The 17401-nt window shown below is 61.2% G+C and carries 16 protein-coding genes; 7 read left to right on the forward strand and 9 right to left on the reverse strand.

All coding sequences use genetic code 11. The features are described from left to right. Positions 1–114: 114 nt before the first annotated feature. Entirely contained in the window at positions 115–807 is a 693-nt protein-coding gene (rpiA, locus tag J2Z75_RS02790) for a ribose-5-phosphate isomerase RpiA (protein WP_209847420.1), read from the reverse strand. Positions 808–1028: 221 nt separating this feature from the next. Here rpiA and J2Z75_RS02795 point away from each other — a divergent pair, with 221 nt between their 5' ends. Continuing rightward, positions 1029–1706 carry an HAD family hydrolase gene (locus tag J2Z75_RS02795; RefSeq protein WP_209847423.1) on the forward strand — a complete coding sequence of 226 codons (678 nt, stop codon included), beginning with the start codon at positions 1029–1031 and terminating at the stop codon, positions 1704–1706. A 48-nt stretch (positions 1707–1754) separates the two neighbouring features. Here J2Z75_RS02795 and J2Z75_RS02800 read toward each other — a convergent pair whose 3' ends face one another. Beyond that, positions 1755–3632: a L,D-transpeptidase family protein gene (locus J2Z75_RS02800; RefSeq protein ID WP_209847426.1), complete on the reverse strand. Its 1878-nt coding sequence runs from the start codon at positions 3630–3632 to the stop codon at positions 1755–1757. 541 nt (positions 3633–4173) lie between these two features. On the opposite strand from J2Z75_RS02800, the gene fumC reads away from it, so the two are divergent. From fumC to J2Z75_RS02815, 3 genes are all read left to right on the forward strand, one after another. Beyond that, positions 4174–5586 (forward strand): class II fumarate hydratase, encoded by a 1413-nt coding sequence (gene fumC / locus J2Z75_RS02805; protein WP_234937098.1) that lies wholly within the window; start codon positions 4174–4176, stop codon positions 5584–5586. 178 nt (positions 5587–5764) lie between these two features. Further along, positions 5765–6832, forward strand: coding sequence for a GGDEF domain-containing protein (locus tag J2Z75_RS02810; protein ID WP_209847432.1), 1068 nt, complete (start codon positions 5765–5767; stop codon positions 6830–6832). Between the two features lie 171 nt (positions 6833–7003). Further along, the gene (locus J2Z75_RS02815) at positions 7004–7648 is read left to right on the forward strand and encodes a L,D-transpeptidase (RefSeq protein WP_209847434.1); all 645 of its coding nucleotides are present in this window, start codon (positions 7004–7006) and stop codon (positions 7646–7648) included. 71 nt (positions 7649–7719) lie between these two features. Here the strand turns inward: J2Z75_RS02815 and J2Z75_RS02820 are convergent, their stop codons facing one another. From J2Z75_RS02820 to J2Z75_RS02840, 5 genes are all read right to left on the reverse strand, one after another. After that, positions 7720–8292 (reverse strand): nucleoside 2-deoxyribosyltransferase, encoded by a 573-nt coding sequence (locus J2Z75_RS02820; protein ID WP_209847436.1) that lies wholly within the window; start codon positions 8290–8292, stop codon positions 7720–7722. A 38-nt stretch (positions 8293–8330) separates the two neighbouring features. After that, positions 8331–9134 carry a M15 family metallopeptidase gene (locus J2Z75_RS02825; protein ID WP_209847438.1) on the reverse strand — a complete coding sequence of 268 codons (804 nt, stop codon included), beginning with the start codon at positions 9132–9134 and terminating at the stop codon, positions 8331–8333. Beyond that, the gene (locus J2Z75_RS02830) at positions 9118–9507 is read right to left on the reverse strand and encodes a hypothetical protein (protein ID WP_234937099.1); all 390 of its coding nucleotides are present in this window, start codon (positions 9505–9507) and stop codon (positions 9118–9120) included. The genes J2Z75_RS02825 and J2Z75_RS02830 overlap by 17 nt, the downstream gene beginning before the upstream one ends. 111 nt (positions 9508–9618) lie before the next feature. Continuing rightward, positions 9619–10227 carry a pyridoxamine 5'-phosphate oxidase family protein gene (locus J2Z75_RS02835; protein ID WP_209847440.1) on the reverse strand — a complete coding sequence of 203 codons (609 nt, stop codon included), beginning with the start codon at positions 10225–10227 and terminating at the stop codon, positions 9619–9621. A 93-nt stretch (positions 10228–10320) separates the two neighbouring features. Continuing rightward, a complete protein-coding gene (locus J2Z75_RS02840; RefSeq protein WP_209847442.1) occupies positions 10321–11229 on the reverse strand; it encodes an alpha/beta hydrolase in 909 nt (302 codons plus the stop codon). 47 nt (positions 11230–11276) lie between these two features. On the opposite strand from J2Z75_RS02840, the gene J2Z75_RS02845 reads away from it, so the two are divergent. Beyond that, a complete protein-coding gene (locus J2Z75_RS02845) occupies positions 11277–11762 on the forward strand; it encodes a MarR family winged helix-turn-helix transcriptional regulator (RefSeq protein WP_209847445.1) in 486 nt (161 codons plus the stop codon). A gap of 19 nt (positions 11763–11781) precedes the next feature. Here the strand turns inward: J2Z75_RS02845 and J2Z75_RS02850 are convergent, their stop codons facing one another. Continuing rightward, the gene (locus tag J2Z75_RS02850; RefSeq protein ID WP_209847449.1) at positions 11782–12156 is read right to left on the reverse strand and encodes a gamma-butyrobetaine hydroxylase-like domain-containing protein; all 375 of its coding nucleotides are present in this window, start codon (positions 12154–12156) and stop codon (positions 11782–11784) included. Between the two features lie 188 nt (positions 12157–12344). On the opposite strand from J2Z75_RS02850, the gene moaA reads away from it, so the two are divergent. After that, positions 12345–13394, forward strand: coding sequence for a GTP 3',8-cyclase MoaA (gene moaA, locus J2Z75_RS02855; protein WP_209847452.1), 1050 nt, complete (start codon positions 12345–12347; stop codon positions 13392–13394). Positions 13395–13462: 68 nt separating this feature from the next. Here the strand turns inward: moaA and J2Z75_RS02860 are convergent, their stop codons facing one another. Then, the gene (locus tag J2Z75_RS02860; protein ID WP_209847454.1) at positions 13463–16015 is read right to left on the reverse strand and encodes a methyl-accepting chemotaxis protein; all 2553 of its coding nucleotides are present in this window, start codon (positions 16013–16015) and stop codon (positions 13463–13465) included. Between the two features lie 457 nt (positions 16016–16472). Here J2Z75_RS02860 and J2Z75_RS02865 point away from each other — a divergent pair, with 457 nt between their 5' ends. Next, positions 16473–17381, forward strand: a complete 909-nt coding sequence (locus J2Z75_RS02865; RefSeq protein ID WP_209847457.1) for a DMT family transporter — start codon at positions 16473–16475, stop codon at positions 17379–17381. Positions 17382–17401: the final 20 nt, after the last annotated feature.

Genomic DNA, 17401 nt, shown 5'->3' on the forward strand with positions numbered 1-17401 from the left:
CCACCGGGTATCCCGATCGGCTGCGACGCTGTAACGATCCTCTGCGACTGATCTCAGCCACAGCCGGAAAATTCGCAAGGCCCAAGCGGTCGTTGCCGCCCGGACCGCAGTCATTCAGGCCGTCATCACCCTCGCCCCGGTCGGGCCGGCAATGATTGCAAGCGATGCGATGCCGATGAACAGCCCATGCTCGACCACGCCGGGAATGGCGTTCAGTTCGCGTGCCAGCGCATCTGCATCAGGAATGCGGCCAAAAGATGCATCCAGAATGAGATGCCCGCCATCGGTCATGAAGGGTCCGTCACCCGAGGCTCTGACGACGATTTCACCGGAGAGCCCAAGCCGCGCAGCAAGCTTTTCAATGGCGATGCGCGTCGCGCCGAGCCCGAAGGCATTCACCTCGATCGGGAGCTTGAAGGCGCCGAGCGTCTCGACCACCTTGGTCTCGTCGGCAATGACGATCATACGCTGCGATGCGCAGGCAACGATCTTTTCGCGCAGAAGCGCGCCGCCGCCGCCCTTGATCAGCCGCAGCTTCGGATCCACCTCGTCGGCGCCGTCGATGGTCAGGTCCAGTTCGGGAAGCTCTTCCAGCGATTTCAGCGGCACGCCGAGTTCCAGGCAAAGCCGGGCTGTGCGTTCCGACGTCGGCACGCCCTCGATGCGAAAGCCGGACGCCACCTTTTCGGCAAGCAGACGGACAAATTCTTCCGCCGTCGAGCCGGTACCGATGCCGAGCCGCATGCCGTCTTCAACATAGTCGAGCGCCGCCGCCGCGGCCTTGATCTTCATTTCACGGGCGTCCATGCGCCACGTTCTCCTCAAAACTCATCGACGAGACCACGGCAAAATATCGCCTCCCGTCGTTCCGCTGAGACGTTTACACGGCTGCAACGGCAAACAAAAGCCCAAATAGCAGGCGAGACGTAAATGGCGAAACTGCGCTGTCGCGCAAAGTCGAGATTGCTTTTCCCCGCCGGTTCCCCTACCCGGGATGCAATATTTGCTACGTACATCAAGAGGTTCCCGTGTCCGCATCCGTTGTCGTTTTTGATCTTGATGGAACCCTTGTCGATACCGCTCCCGATCTCGTCGCAAGCCTTAATCATGCAGTCACGCAGGCCGGTCTCGCTCCGGTGAGCTACGAAGACCTGACCCATCTCGTCGGACACGGTGCCAAGGCGATGATCGAGCGCACGTTCACGCTGCGCGGCAAGACGCTCAGCAGCGGCGATCTCGACTGGCAGATGAAGGAATTCGTGGATTTCTACCATGGCTCGATGCCGGGCGATTCCATTCCCTATCCCGGCGTCATCGAGGCCATGGACCGCCTGGCCGCGGCCGGCTACACGCTTGCCGTCTGTACCAACAAGCTGGAAATGCTTGCCAAAAGCCTGCTGGACGGGCTTGATCTTTCCCCCCGCTTCGCGGCCATCACCGGCGGCGACACGTTTGACGTGCGCAAGCCGGATGCGCAACATCTGCTGTCCACCATCCGCCTTGCCGGCGGGGTGCCTGAAAGGTCGGTCATGATCGGCGACAGCCTCAACGATATTCTTGTCGCACGCAACGCGTCCGTGCGCTCGATCGGCGTTCCCTTCGGCTATTCCGATGTGCCGGTCGAAAGCCTGGCCCCTGATCTTGTCGTCCGTCATTTCGACGAACTGACCCCGGAACTGATAGAGCGGCTGATCGCAAGTGCATAAAAAAGGCGGCTCGAAGCCGCCTTTTTTCGATCTTTCGCCAGATGGCTTTTAGCCTTCGGCGTGGCGCGCCACGCGCGTCGCTTCGAGCGCGCGGTCCATGTACATGTCGCGATCGTAGACATCGTTGAAATATTCGACCGTGCCATCCTTGTTCGGCCAGGCGGTGAAATAGGCGACATAGACCGGAATTCTCTGCGGCACGGAAACACCCTTGTTGCGGCCGCCGGCAATCTCCCTGGCGACATCCTCCACCGTCGTGCCGAGCACGGCAGCTGCCATCCGGCGCGGATCGGCCAGACGCACGCAACCATGGCTCAACGCACGTTCGTCCTTCTTGAAGAAGCTCTTCGACGGCGTGTCGTGCATGTAGATGGCGTGGGCATTGGGGAACAGGATCTTCAGTTCGCCGAGCGCATTGTCGCTGCTCGGCGGCTGGCGAACCGCGACGCCGGACGTCGAGCCATTCCAGTTGACGTCATAGGACGACACCGGACGGCCGCCGACTTCCACCTGATAGCCGAGGCGATCAAGATAACCCGGGTCGTTGCGCAGCTTCGGCAGCATCTCGTTGATGATGATCGACTGCGGCACGCCCCAATAAGGATTGAACTCGACCGTCTGGATCTCGTCCTCGAAGAAGAATGTCTGGTGCGCCTTGGAACCGACCACGACCCGCATCGAGAACTGCTCGGCGCCTTGATCATGGTAGTAGACCATGTAGGCAGGCTGGTTGATGAAGACGTAGCGGCTGCCCAGATCGGCCGGCAGCCAGCGCGCCTGCTCCATGGCGATACGCAGCTTGTTGATCTTGCTCTCGGTGGTGTCTCCACCCGTCAGGATGCGGATCGACGCCTTGCCGACGATCCCGTCCGGCTTCAAACCGTTTTCCTTCTGGAACCCTTCGATCAGCGCGACCAGCTCCGGCGTGTAGTCGGGGGTCCCCTGATAGGCGGAAAGCGTAAGCGCGTGCTCGACCTTCAGCGCATCGGAGCCCTTGAGGCGAATGCCGGCGATCACATTGGCCAGCTCGGGATTGCTGGTGCCGGGCTTCAGCAACGTGCCTGGTGCGATCACGATCCGCGGCGTGTCGCCGGTCTTTGCCTCGAGCGCTTCCAGCTCGCGCTTCAAAGCCAGGAACTGCGGGCCGGAAGGGGTCTGGGAGTTCAGATAGGCTGCGACATCGTGGCTTCGGGCAATATTTTCGAGCTTGCCCGTCAGGTTGACGTCCTTGCGCTTGAAATCGTGGTAGCCGGAAATCTTGTTCGGATCGATGCGGCCGCGCACGGTATCGGCGATGTAGGTCAGCGTCGCTGCGGAAAGCTGGATTTCGAATTCCACCAGCGACTTTTCGCGCGCGGTCATGTCGCTGCGGTCGAATGTATCGGACGGTACCGTGACGGCATAATCCTGCGGGTCAAGCCCGATGCTTGCCGCCTGCCCCAGCACCGTGAGGGCGGCTTTTGCGGAAGCATTCGGCGCATCGCCGCTGATCCAGACAAACCCCTCGTGACCGGCATAAAAAGCCTCGATTGCCTTGGCCACATCGCCCGGCGCATACGCCGTGACGCCGGGCAGGAACTGGCGTGCATCGGCCAGCGACGCACGTTGCATCGGCGGCAGAGCATCGCTGTCGACGGAACCGGTCACCACCGGATCGAGCAGCTTTGCAGTGGCGATACGGCGCAACGGCTCGGCCTTGTAGGTGTAGTATTGCGGCGAAGTCACCTTCGGCAGAGGGCGTGCAACCTGCTTCTGGGCCGGCTGCATCTCCCCGACGCCGGGCAGCGGCTGGAATTCTTCGGCGACGGGCCTCTTCTTGCGAAAAAGGTCCAGCAAATTCAGCGCTTCCGCGCGATGGACACCAAGAGAGGTGAACGCGCACCCGGCCATCAGTGTCACGATCGCTGCAGTCTTCATCAATTTCATTGGTTCACACGTCCCCGTATCGCATTGCCGCCATCAGCGGTTCGCGCCCGATGCCCCATCATGTCACCGAGCTTTCGTACTTATAAGAAAGGATGGTGAATGAAAAGGAAACGCCACTCTTTCAGTACCCCTGCAAACCGTCACAAATGCGTGAAAGACCGGCAGCAGGAAGACGGATAAGGACGCCCAAAAATTTGAATTCCTTGCATTATTTTTTTGCCTCCGAGAAAAATCGCAACATCGTGCGGAAATCCCGGCAAATACGGTCAAAACTATCCGTCCGCTTGTGTCTGAAAAAGCACAGGAACACGGCTGCCCAGGCTCGATGACGGACATTGTCGTGACGGAACGCACGTTGCTTTGAAAGCCGACCATTTTAAACGATTGTAGCATGGCACAGCGGCTCTCGCCCCCTTTACAAGCACAGGCTACCTGAGCCAGAGAGAACCTCATCACACTGCAGGCCGGCGCGGCGCGGCGGCCTCATCCACCTTCCGGTCTCGACACCGCCCGGTCTCGATATCGCCGGTCTCGACATCGAATGACGAAAGCAGGGATTACGATGACATCAACGCGCACGGAAACAGATACGTTCGGCCCGATCGAAGTCGCAAGCGACCGTTACTGGGGGGCGCAGGCCCAGCGTTCGCTCGGCAACTTCAAGATCGGCTGGGAAAAACAGCCGCTGTCGATCGTGCGTGCGCTCGGCATCGTCAAGCAGGCCGCCGCCCGCGCCAACATGGAGTTGCAGGGGCTTGATCCGACCGTCGGCAAGGCCATCATCGAGGCCGCCCAGGAAGTCATCGACGGCAAGCTCAACGACCATTTCCCGCTCGTCGTCTGGCAGACCGGTTCCGGCACCCAGTCGAACATGAACGCCAACGAGGTGATCTCCAACCGCGCCATCGAAATGCTCGGCGGCGTCATGGGCTCGAAGAAGCCGGTGCACCCGAACGATCACGTCAACATGAGCCAATCGTCGAACGACACCTATCCGACGGCCATGCACATCGCCTGCGCCGAGCGCGTCGTCCACGACCTTCTGCCGGCCCTCAAGCACCTGCATGAGGCGCTCGAAGCCAAGGTGAAGGCCTTCGATCACATCATCAAGATCGGCCGCACCCATACGCAGGATGCAACGCCGCTGACACTCGGCCAGGAATTCTCCGGTTACGCTGCGCAGGTTGCCTCCTCGATCAGGCGCATCGAAATGACCCTGCCCGGCCTCTGCGAGCTGGCCCAGGGCGGCACGGCGGTCGGAACCGGCCTCAACGCGCCGATCGGCTTTGCCGAAAAGGTCGCCGAAGAGATCGCCAAGATTACCGGCATCGCCTTCGTCACCGCGCCGAACAAGTTCGAGGCGCTCGCCGCCCATGATTCGATGGTCTTCAGCCACGGCGCGATCAACTCGGCAGCTGCCGCCCTGTTCAAGATCGCCAACGACATCCGCCTGCTCGGCTCCGGCCCCCGTTCGGGTCTCGGCGAACTGTCGCTGCCGGAAAATGAACCCGGATCCTCGATCATGCCGGGCAAGGTCAACCCGACCCAGTGCGAAGCCCTCACCCAGGTCTGCGTCCAGGTGTTCGGCAACAACGCGTCGCTGACCTTCGCCGGCAGCCAGGGTCATTTCGAACTCAACGTCTACAATCCGCTGATGGCCTACAACTTCCTGCAGTCGGTGCAGCTCCTGTCCGATGCGGCCGTGTCGTTCACCGACAATTGCGTCGTCGGGATCGAGGCGCGCGAAGACAACATCAAGGCGGCGCTCGACCGCTCGCTGATGCTCGTCACCGCCCTTGCCCCGAAGATCGGCTATGACAACGCCGCCAAGATCGCCAAGACCGCCCATAAGAACGGCACGACGCTGCGCGAGGAAGCGGTCGGCGGCGGCTACGTCACCGACGCGGAATTCGATGCCGTGGTTCGTCCGGAAACGATGATCAGCCCTTCCTGATCCCGGCTTTCGTACAGACGATACATTCATTCAGGCAGCGGACATCGCTGCCTGAATACTTTTACGAGCTACGGGAATTTTGATGCAATCTGAGCGATTTGTTTTGCTAACCGTTAAGCCTTCCAAAATCTTTCATCCCTAGAATTAGCGATTGGAGACAACAAAACAGGAGCTTGCCATGCAAGCGGCTTCGAACAAGGCGCAGATACCCGATATCGCCGCGCAGGTAACCTATGCGATGCGCATCATGGGCATCTCGCCGCTACCGCGCAACTACGAACTCTATTACGAAGCCTATATCGGCTCCAATCCGAAACTGACCAAGGAACTGGCAGCACTGGGCAGCCGCGCGACCCAGGAAGAACTGGACGAAATCGGCGCGCGCTACTTTGCCCATGTCCACCACGCGGTCGGCGTCGACCGCGCCCACAATCATCTGGCAAGCGAACTCAGCGACCTTCTCAAGCTGTTGAAGGACGAACAGTTCGCGCTTGAGAACTACAACAAGCTGCTTGACGAGACCTATCAGAACATCACCGGCAAAAGCAGTTCCAGCGCCGAAATCCTGCGCCAGTGCGTCAGCATCCTGACCGAGGCGACCGCGGACACGATGAGTCAGGGCAAGGAACGGGCCGAAAACGTCTCGCTGAAATCCTTCGAGATGGAAGTCATCCGGCAGGAACTCGACGAATACAAGCGCATCGCCAACACCGATTCGCTGACGCGCCTTGCCAACCGCCGGGCCTTCGACGAGAAACTGGCATCCGTCTACAATTCCGAGCAGCTTCGGGCCTATACCGGCCTTTTGATCGCCGATATCGACCACTTCAAGAAGGTCAACGACAGCTACGGCCATCCGGTCGGCGACAAGATTCTCGCGACCGTCGGCACGGTGATCCGCGCCAATCTGCGCCGCGACGCCTTCGTGGCGCGCACCGGCGGCGAGGAATTCGCCATCATCCTCGGTGACAGCAGCCTCGAGGAAAGCCTGCAGGTGGCCGAGCGCATCCGCAACGCGCTAGCAACCACGCCCTTCAAGAACTCCAAGACCGGCGTCAACTACGGCCCGATCACGCTGTCCCTCGGCGTCTGCCAGGCATCGCATGCCGACGACCCGGTCGATCTCTACAACAAGGCCGATATCGCGCTCTATTGCGCCAAGAACGCCGGCCGCAACAGGACGATCCTGTTTGAGGAAGGCATGAAGAAGGATACCGGCAAGAACTGGCTGATCTACCGCAAGTAAGCCGTTGAATTCAGAGCAGGCAGGGCGCCCGCACAGGGCCGCCCTGCCTTGTTTTTGCCGCGTTCCCCAGGAAACAGCCGCGCTCCCGCCGATTGTCTAGAAACGCTCCAGACAAGGGAGCGCACCGGAATGAACCGGAAAAATCTCCCGAACAAACCGGGAGACACGGACATGAAGACCATTCTCGCAGCCCTGATCGCAACCGCCATTCTCAGCCCCGCAGCCCACGCCGCCGGCAAGGACGGATCCTTCGAAGTCGCTTCGCTGCAATCCTCAACGGCCAAGACCGGCTGGCTGCAGGTGCTGTCGGAAGGCAAGCCGGCAAAGGCGAAGACCGCCCAAAAGAACAACGTCAACCTGTCACCGATCCAGCGCGAACTGGTCGCCTTCAACGAGAACGTCGCCCCCGGCACCATCATTGTCGATAATTCCGACCGCCGCCTCTACCACGTGCTCGGCAATGGCGTTGCGATGCGGTACGGCGTCAGCGTCGGCCGCGACGGTTTCATCTGGACCGGCACCAATACGGTCAGCCGCAAGGCCGAATGGCCGACCTGGAACCCGCCGGAACAGATGCGTGCCCGTGAGGCGAAGAAGGGCCATATCCTGCCCGTCAGCGTGAAAGGCGGCATCGACAACCCGCTCGGCGCCCGCGCCATGTATCTCGGCTCGACCATCTACCGCATCCACGGCACCAACCAGCCCTCCTCGATCGGCAAGGCGATGTCATCGGGCTGCATCCGCATGGCCAACGAAGACGTCGCACATCTCTACGCCAACGTCACGATCGGCACCAAGGTCATCGTCCGCGACTGAGACATCCAATCACCGGAGACAGCAACGAAGCGGGGTCTTTCGGCCCCGCCACGCTGTCAACCGGTGTCTCCTCAATGGCCGTGGCGCTCTGAAAAAATCCGCAGGCATTCGGCAAAGGCCGTGAGATCCGTGTAGATCTGGTCGGCCGGCGCGTTGCCAACGACGAAGGCCCCGCCCCGGCTCTTGATCCCGCCATCCAGCATCAGATTGTCGGCCATGTCGAAATCCTCCAGCGACAACCCGTCCGGGCCGCGCATGCGCCCGTCCGCGGATCGGGTCAGATCGCCCTTGTAATACGCGGCACAGCGCTTGAAATGATCGTCGGGTATATTGGTATAGGCATAGACCGCCTTGCCGAGCGCGCACATGAAGCCCAACTCGAAGCTGGTACCGACATCGGCGGCCAGGCCTCGAAACGGCGTCATATTGGCAATCACCGCATCCGCTTGCCGCATCATGCCTTCATTGATACCGCTGATGGCGAGTCCCCGCGCGTTTTTCGTCTCCACCGGCGGCGGCGCCAGATCACCTGGGCAAAGCGGAACGAAACCGGCGGCCCGTGCCATTTCGGCCTTCCTGCCGAGGATTTCCTTGCCGTTGGACAAAAACACGTCCGGACCGGCGAGGTAGACTTTCTTCTGCATGCGACTGTCTGCCTTGTAAGTCATGGGAAGACAGACGTTTAGCGGCAAGCGTCGCCACCCGCTACCCTGGCGATCGTCAAAAGTTCAGGCCGGTATTCGAAATGCATGGTGTCGTAGTGATACCAGCGTCCGCCCCAGATGAAGCCGTGCCGCTCGAACGCATCGACGATCTTCATCGGATATCTGTTCTTGTAGCGCGGCACCCTGCCCGGCTTGCCGCCCGACCAGATCCAGTAGTCCGCATAGGACGTGTTGATATCGATCGCCGCACCAAAACTGTGCACCGACATGTTCGCCGCCCCCGCGACCTTGCGCCAGTTGAAGGTTCCGGCCGACGGTGCGAGAAAGACCTTGAGCTCAGGCATACCCTTCAGCTCATCGCGGACCTTTTCCAGCGCCGCCGCCGCGCCCTGTCTTTTGGTCACGCGCAAGGTCTTGCCGAACCAGTCCACGTCCACGAGCGAGGCCTCGACCTCGCGGGCCGATGTACCGTAAAGCTGCATCATGAGCGCATCGCTGCGGATGCGGCCCGGATCGAAATTGACGTCAGGCGTGGTCGCACACGGCCCGGCGGGATAGATCTGCGCCAGGCTGTCCTCGATATCACCGGATGCCAGCTTGCCCGCATGGTCCTTGCTCTTGCCGTCATCGATCGGCAGCGACCCGCCGTCGCGGAAACGGACGTATCCGCCCTCGCTCTTGAGAAGCGAAGCCGGATAGGCCGCGACGAGCAGATCCACCTTGTCTGCGACACTGAGTTCGGCAGCCGCCACCGGCAACGCGGCAACCAGCGCCGCGGCAAACATCATCCGGCCGAGTATCCGGTCAATCGACCGTGACATTGATATAGTCGCCCTCGGGTCCGCGGAAAACCTGCACATTGATCACGGAGCCACCCCGCAGCAATGCCCGCGCGGCGCGAGTCTCGATCGTGCCGTACTCGATCATGCGCTCGGCCTTTTCGCGGTTCTTAGCGGAGGCAAAGAAACTGTCGCCCTCGTCGCCCGGCTGGGTCACGCCATAGCGGTGATAGTTCGCCCTGTCCTGCCGGATCACCTGCCAGGGCTCGGTCAACTGCTCGCCATAGGAGTTATAGAGGTCTTCCTCGCCGATATAAGCGTTGTATTCCTCGACCAGCCTGTCGGCCTTTGCGGCCCCCGCCGAAAGGCCAAGCGCCATCGTGGCAGTCAAAAAGAAAGCGGTCCTGTATGTCATCTGTCCCCCCACGCGCGAAAACCTGCGTTCCGCATCCCATTCGACGGAGCATAACGCATCCGGTCCTGGAAAAAACGTTTCGCCGCGGGGTTTTATTCGGACAGAATCCCGCTACCACATCGTCTTTGCGGCGCGCTCCGGCCATTCGCGATCATAGGTGTCCTTGTCGAAATCGGCCTTCGCCGCCTTCAACAGCGTGCCCGGCGTCGGCAGGGACTGCGGATCGACGAAACGCTCCGGGTTCCAGATCTGCGAACGGATCAGCGCGCGGGCGCATTGGAAATAGACCTCGCCGATGGTGACGACGATGACGCTGCGCGGGTGCTTGCCATCGACCTCGAAGGAGCCGGTCAGATCCGGATCGACGCTGACCACGGCCGTGCCATTGATCCGCATCGTCGTGGTCGAGCCAGGAATAAGAAACATCAGCGCCACGCGCGGATCACGGACGATATTGGCAAGCGAATCGACCCGGTTGTTGCCGCGCCAGTCCGGCATCAGCACGGTCTTTTCGTCGGCTATCCGGACGACGCTGACATCGTCGCCGCGCGGCGAACAGTCGAGCCCTTCCGGGCCGACGGTGGCAAGTGCCGCAAAGGGCGATGCCTCGATCATGCTGGCATAATCCGGCGTCAGCCGGCTGGTCACCTTGACCAGCGACGCCTCGCTCGTGCCGCCGTATAGCGCGTTCAGTTCTTCCACCGTGCGAATGATTGTCATGCCGTTCTCCACTAGACCGCATCTCCATCGGGACTAGGGCGATCCTTTCGACGGATAGCATGAAGCCTTTATGACGGCACCCGCGAAAATCGCTCAGGCGGCGGCCTTGCGGTCTTCCGCATGAATGAAGGCATTGATCCGCTCGATCACAGGTCCCGCGGAAACGATGCGGCGATGGCCGAGCCCGTTGGCCCAATGGAGGTCGACATTGGCTCCCGCTGCCGCGTAACGGCGGGCATGATCGGCAGAAACCTCCTTGTCGTCCTCCGCGTGGACCACCAGCACGGGCACGGCAACGCCCGCAAGAACCCGGGCGGCGTCGAACTCTTCGAGACGCCTGCCGGAGAGACGAACCACCATGCCTTCAAACGCCGCTTGTGCCTTCGGTGAAAGACGGAAAAGTTTCCCGAACCCTTTGAACAACCATGTCATTTCGCTGGGCGCGCCGATCAGCACCATCCTTTTGGCACGATGGGACGGCACGTCGCAAACCAGGCCGCCGGCCGCGCAAGCCAAACTGGCACCACCAAAGGAATGGCCAACCGAGACGTCGAACCCACCGAAATGCCGCCAGGCGGCGTCGATCGCCCGCACGGCTTCCGGCATTGTCAGCGTTCGCCCAGGCGACGCGCCGTGTCCCGGCCAGTCGAGCGCCACAACCTCGGCGCCATCCAGCGTCAGGCCCTCGATCATCGGCGCCAGATAATCGCTACGCGATCCCCAGCCGTGGACCAGCAGCACACGTTTCGACGCTCCATGCTCAGCCCGTCCTTCGAAATGCCGTGCCATCACCCAGCCGCCTGCAAAAGACAGCGTGACATGACGAGCCCGCGCCATGACGGGTTCCGCCGACGCCAGCGCCGCCTTTTCCTTGGCATTCGACGGCTTGCGCGACGGGGTGACGCTGAACAGGCGAAACGCCAGCCGTCCGGCGGCCTCCGGCGAAAACGCCGACACGCATTTCAGCGCGAGGCGGGTGACCTCGATCGTAAAGGATGCCATAGTGGGATTCCCTTTAAATGTTCAACGATGAACATTATTGTACAGTGATGAACAAAAAGCAAGCGACGATCGAACAGCATCATTTTCCCTGGGACCACCCGCGTTTCCGCAGCTGGATCGCGGTTGCCCGCGCCTGCCAGCTGATGCAGCAGACGCTGACGCGCGCGCTCGCCGAGCTCGACATCAAGCCGCCGCATCTGGATATTCTGATCAACCTCTATCGCTTCGAGGGCATCACGCAGCAGGAACTGGCGCGAAAACTTCTGGTCGGGCGTTCGAATATGAGCATGCTCCTGCCCCAGCTTGAAAAGCGCGGGCTGATCGAGCGGCGGGGCGATGCGAAAGACAAGCGCGTGCTGCGGCTGTCGCTGACGGCAAACGGCCGTGAACTGACGGAGCAGGCGATGGAGATCCAGACCGCGCTGATCGACACGTCGCTGGACAACGAACCGATCGAGGACTGCCTGATCGTCGCCCAGTCGATGGAGCGGCTGATTGCCCGCCTTTTGAAAGAGGAAAGCGATCCCGGCTAAAGCAGCGGAGCGATGCCGGTCAGCGGGGTTTTTCCGCCTTGTCCCGGCTCATGCCTTTTTCGGCAAGATCGCGTTCATAGGCGGCAAACAGTGTATCGCCGGTCTCGCCTAGTTCCCGCAGATAGTTCCAGGTAAAGATCCCGGTATCGTGAAAATCGTCGAACCCGATGCGAACAGCATAATTGCCGGTCGGCGTCATCGAGATGATCGAGACGTTGCGTTTGCCGGGTACGGTCAGGCCTTGCCCCGGTCCATGGCCTTGCACTTCAGCCGAAGGCGACAGCACACGCAGCATCTCCGCCGACAGGTCGAACGAGCTTCCGTCGTTGAAGGCAACCGTCAGCCGGTGGCGGTCTTTCGAGACGCGCAGTTCGGTCGGCCAGATATCGCTCATGATCGGCAGTCTCCATTGATGCACCGAGCACTAGCGCAGATTCCGGCCGGAGGGAATTCCCCGCAGGCTTCCCGGATTTCCCTTGATCGCAAGAAAGTGTTTCATATCGGTTTTCTCACGCTTTTGACGGCTTTCGCCTTGACGCCGCCGGTTTTGGTCACGACATTGATGGAACAGGGAGAATTTCGTTGAATACCGTCACCATCGACAAGACCGGCGCTCATCCGCTCACCGACGCCAAAACACCGATGATCGACCCCTTCGGGCGTGCCGTCACGTATCTCAGGGTTTCGGTGACGGATCGCTGCGACTTCCGCTGCACCTATTGCATGGCTGAGAACATGACCTTCCTGCCGAAGAAGGACCTCTTGACGCTGGAAGAGCTGAACCGGCTCTGTTCCGCCTTCATCGCCAAAGGGGTGCGCAAGCTGCGGCTGACCGGCGGCGAGCCGTTGGTGCGCAAGAACGTCATGTTCCTGGTACGCGAACTCGGCAAGCATGTCCATGAAGGCACGCTCGACGAACTGACGCTGACCACCAATGGTTCCCAGCTCTCGAAATTCGCCGCCGAACTCGCCGATTCGGGCGTCCGCCGCATCAACGTTTCGCTCGACACGCTCGATCCGGACAAATTCAGGCAGATCACCCGCTGGGGCGAGTTCTCCAAGGTCATGGAAGGCATCGACGCGGCGCAGGCGGCCGGCATTCACGTCAAGATCAACGCCGTTGCCCTCAAGGGCTTCAACGACGCCGAGATCCCCGACATGCTGCGCTGGGCGCATGGGCGCGGCATGGATCTGACGCTGATCGAGACCATGCCGATGGGCGAGATCGACGAGGATCGCACCGATCATTACATGCCACTGTCGGAATTGCGCGATACGCTCGCCGAACAGTTCAGCTTCTCCGACATCGCCTACAAGACCGGCGGCCCAGCGCGTTATCTTGAGGTCGCGGAAACCGGCGGCCGGCTCGGCCTGATCACGCCGATGACCCATAATTTCTGCGAGAGCTGCAACCGTGTGCGCCTCACCTGCACCGGCACGCTCTATATGTGCCTCGGCCAGAACGACGCCGCCGACCTGCGCACGGCGCTGCGCGCCTCCGACGACGATGCCTATCTGTCCACCGTCATCGACGAAGCGATCACCCGCAAGCCCAAGGGCCACGACTTCATCATCGACCGCACCCGCAACAAGCCGGCGGTTGCGAGACATATGAGCGTGACTGGCGGTTAAAGTTCGCGAAGAAATAAACCGGCCCGCCCCAGCTTCCTGGCACAGGCCTCCTTATGGCGACGTTGAAATCAAGCCGCGTAGCTTCGCCCGTAACCCTGCACCCGGCCACCAGCAACCGAACGGCTGGTACCAGTCTTGAAGCGCTCGATCTTCTCGTTGAGGATATCCACCTGATGGCGCAAGCCGTGGATTTCGGCGGTGTTTTCCTCGACCATCGCGGCGTTCTGCTGGGTGATCAGCTCGACCTCGCGAACGGCCTGGTTGACCTCGTTGAGGCCGCGATACTGGTCGGCGGCGGCCGATTCGATATTGCTGACCAGCTGGTGGATGGTCGATATATGGTCGTTGATGACGGTCAGTGCCTTGCCGGTTTCCTGTACCAGCTCCACACCGCCGCGCACCTGAACGGAGCTCTCCGAAATCAGCCCCTTGATCTCGCGGGCGGCACCGGCGCAACGCTGGGCAAGCTCGCGCACTTCCTGGGCGACGACGGCAAAGCCGCGGCCGGCGTCGCCGGCACGGGCAGCTTCTACCCCGGCGTTCAGTGCCAGAAGGTTGGTCTGGAAGGCGATCTCGTCGATGACGCCGATGATCGTCGAGATCTTGTCGGATGATTTGTTGATCGCCGCCATCGCGTCGATCGCCTTGGCGACGACTTCGCCGGAATGCTTGGCGTAGCTATGGGTCTCATCGACGGATACCGTCGTCTTGCGGGCGCTTTCGGCGGTCGAGCGAACGATTTCCGTCAGCTGGCCAAGGGCGCGCGAGCTTTGTTCGAGGGCTGCGGCCTGCTGCTCGGTGCGGCGAGCCAGATCGTCGGCCGACGAAGCGAGGTTACCGGTACCGCTGGTGATTTCGTCGGTCACTGAGCGCACGTCGATCAGCGTTGCGCGCAACGCCTCGACGGCATTGTTGTAGGTGCGGGCCATGACGATGTAATCCTCGGAAAGATCCTCCGCCATGCCCTCTTCCAGATTGCCGTCGGCAAGCTTTGCCAAGACGTCGGAGAGCGCGGTCAGCGCCTCCATCTGATCGGCCTCGATCCGGGCGCGCTCCTGACGGCGGCGGGCCTCTTCTTCGGCCGACAGCGTGCGGGCCGCTTCGGCTTCTTGCCCGAGCCGGACATTTTCCACCGCATTGTCGCGGAAGACGGCGACCGAGCGCACCATGTCGCCGATCTCGTCGCCGCGGTTGCGGCCTTCGATGGCGACTTCGAGATCGCCATTGGCAAGCCGGGTCATCGTCTCGGTCACCCGCTTCAGCGGGCCGCGCAGCGTTTCGATCAGCATAAGGCCACCGACGATGGCCAGCAGCGTGCCGGCGACCATGGCGATGATCGACACGTCAGCCGAGCGCTGGCTGTCCTTCTTGCCGGCTTCCTGGGCGCTGCTGACGAAGCTTTCCAGCGTCTGACTGGCATCGGCCACCAGAGCCGAGGCTTGCGCCTTGGCCGCCTGCCAGCGGGCACCGACGTCGATCAGCTGGGCCGTGCCGGTGTCGATATCCTGAAGCGACGGCGCCAGCTTGCCGGCGAGATCGCGCAGGGCGGCATTCTTGCCTCCCATTTCGGACAGCTTCGTCACGCTTGCGCGCACCGCTGCGATATCGGCCATCACATTGTCGCGGCTCGCCGTATCGAGCTTGCGGTGCAGTTCGCTGATATGCAGGCGGGTGTCGTCGAGCCCCTTGAAGGTCTCGTTCATCAGCCCGATCAGCGTCTTCAGCGAGGAAATTTCGCTGTCCATCCCGACGAAACGCTTGGCAGCCGTGTCCGAATTGGTCGCGGCTTCCTTGGCAAAGTCGGCCTCGTATTTGGAAAACTTGATCAGCGCCGAACCCAGCTGCGTCTTTTTGACGTCGTTCGGATCGGCATTGGCCAGAATGTCCTGGATCGCCTGCGTATCGGCCTTCACCTCGGCAATCCGCTTCAAAACCTTGTCCGAAGCGATTTTTTCCGATTCGGCGATCTGCTTCAGCAGGTGCGGCATCAGCTTGGTGGCCTGCTCGACCTTGGCATCCGGGGCAATGGCCATGGTGACGGGCAGGCGGAACTTCTTGATGCGCTCGGCAAGACCCTGATAGGCGGCGGCGTCGAACAGCAGCGCCTTGGCAAAGGATTCCTTTTCGCCCGATTCCTTGCGCAGGATGTCGATCTGCTTGAAGGCCGTATTGCCCTGCGCGGTCATGTCGGCAAGGGCTGCATCGAGCGATGCCGTCACGCTGTCGCGTTCGGTCTTGATCGACCAGAGTTTTTCCTGCTGCCCGCGCATCGCCGCGCCCAGCGCCACGACCGAGCTGATCTTGGCCTTGTCGTCTTCGGCTGTCAGCAGGTCGTTCAACGTGCGAATACCGGTTTCCTGTTCGTCGATCCGCCCCGTCAGCGTTGCCCGCGCCTCCTCGGTCGGATTGTCGGCGAAACTCTGCAGTCCGCTGCGCAGCGATTGGAAATCGGAGAGATTGTTGATCGTTTCGCGCGTCACGGTCATATGCCCGTTCAGCGTGCTTGCCGTGAAATAGCCGACAAGGCCGATACCGGCGATGAGGGCCACCAGCGGCACGACGAACAGCAAAACCTTGGTGACAATGCGCAGGCGCTGCAAAGAGCGATCGATCAGGGACATTCCGAACTCCAGATGTTGAGCAAATCGGACATTCCCGCCAGACTGCTCTCAAGGAAAGAGAACGGACACACCGGTGCGCGACCATGGCGCCAGTCCGGAAAGTCATCCGGTTGACCCGAACGGAAACAGTTTCCCGTTACGTCAACCATAATCGCATCATGCGAAGGGCAGCGGAATATCGGCACGATAGGCAGCGAAACTTAATATTTCGCCAAGAAAACCGTAGTTTAGCGGCGTGCAGTGAAAATCGGCGAGGCCGTATTTCACTACTCTAAAATACTGATACAGAGCGGTATTCTTCCATTTCTGCCGCCAATTGCGACACGAGAAGGATAGGAGTTGCACAAAAGGAATGCCGATGCTTTACAGATAGGCAAGACCAGCAATGCAGACCTTCCAGCCCGCCGTATCGCAGGTTTAAAAACCGCACGGCGATGAGAACAGGCCCATAAAAATAATGCAATCCACCGCCAACTTCCGCGGCGCCATCTTCATGTGCCTGGCCATGGCAGGTTTCACCTGCAACGACGCATTGGTCAAATCCGTGACCGGCGTCATGAATGCCGGTCAGATCATGCTGGTGCGCGGCTTCTTCACGTCGGTCCTGGTGCTGCTGCTGGCCCGCCATTTCGGCGCCCTGCGCTCGTTCAAGCTGATCCTCACGCCGGTGGTGGCGCTCCGGATCGCAGCCGAGGTCGGCGCCTCCATCGCCTATATCTACGCGCTCGGCCAGATCCCGCTCGCCAATGCCTCGGCCATCCTGCAGGCGCTGCCGCTGGCCGTAACGCTGGGCGCGGCGCTGTTCCTGTCGGAACCGGTCGGCTGGCGGCGCTGGCTGGCGATCCTCACCGGTTTCGCCGGCGTTCTGCTCGTGCTGAGACCCGGACCGGAGGGCTTTACCGCCGCGGCTTTGAGCGTGGTCGCCTCGGTGGTCTTCGCGGCGATCCGCGACCTGTGCACCCGGCGGATCGATGTCGCGGTGCCGTCGCTCTTCATCTCCGTCATCACCGCAACCGCGATCACGCTGACAGGCGCGGTGATGATCATTCCGCTCGGCGGCTGGCAGCCGATGTCCTGGGCCTCGATTGGCGTTCTGGCCGGCGCAAGCCTCTTGCTGCTGGTCGGCTACCAGTGCATCGTCCTGGCCATGCGCAACGGCGAAATCGCCATCGTCGCGCCGTTCCGCTATACCAGCCTGATCTGGTCGATCGGCATCGGCATCCTGTTCTTTTCCGAAGAACCGGACATCTGGATGGTGACAGGTGTCGCGATCATCATGGGTTCCGGCCTCTATACCTTCGCGCGCGAAAACAAGCGGCGGGCAGCGGCCGTGGCGCAGCAATCGGAGCCGGGATCGCCGAAATGATAGGATCGAAGAGCAAGGAG

The organism is Rhizobium herbae (assembly GCF_017873135.1).
In the GTDB taxonomy this organism is placed as follows: domain Bacteria; phylum Pseudomonadota; class Alphaproteobacteria; order Rhizobiales; family Rhizobiaceae; genus Pararhizobium; species Pararhizobium herbae.